1 protein-coding gene is annotated in these 645 nt (G+C 77.2%); it reads right to left on the bottom strand.

All coding sequences use genetic code 11. The features are described 5' to 3' along the window. Window positions 1-645: molybdopterin-binding protein (locus tag AC1DY2_RS20370; protein ID WP_476764069.1), on the bottom strand; the 645-nt coding region annotated here is incomplete at both ends.

The following is a 645-nucleotide window of genomic DNA, read 5'->3' as shown; positions in this document are numbered from 1 at the left end:
GGGTCGGGGTCGCGACGCCGTCGCCCACGGTCACGGGAACGAGGCGGGTGGTTCCCGCGCGCCCCTCCAGCCGCTCCGACACCGTGACGGTCGCCGTGCCCGGGTCGCGGCCGGTCCAGGCCTCGAGCAGCGGACCACCGACGGCGAGCAGGCCGAGCAACGCGGCGAGGGGATTGCCCGGAAGCCCCAGCACGAGGCGGTCTACGCCCCGCGCGAGGAACGTCGGTCCGCCCGGACGCATCGCGACCGACGGCACCACGAACTCGGCGCCGAGCCGTTCGACGGCCCGACGCACATGGTCGGCGTGCGAGCCGCCGGTGCCGCCGGTGGTCACGACGAGGTCGACCGCGTCGGCGGTGAGCGCGGCGAAGGTCGCCTCGGTGTCGTCGCAGACGCGGTGGATCGCGACGACCTCGGCCCCGAGCTCGTCGAGCACCGCCGGCACGGCGACGCGGAAGCTGTCGCGCACGAAGCCGGGCGCCGGCACTCCGGCCTCGACGACCTCGTCACCCGTGAGCACCAGTGCGACGCGCGGGCGGCGTCGCACCCCGATCGCGTCGGCGCCCGTGGCGGCGATGAGCGCCACCCGCGGCGGCGTCAGGAGGGCGCCCGCGGCGAGCAGCGTGTCGCCGGCCTCGGCCTCCG

The sequence above is a fragment of the Agromyces sp. P1_H4 genome (genome assembly GCF_056405255.1).
The sequence above is the reverse complement of the archived record's forward strand: the minus strand, read 5'-3'. Positions and strand labels throughout refer to the sequence as shown.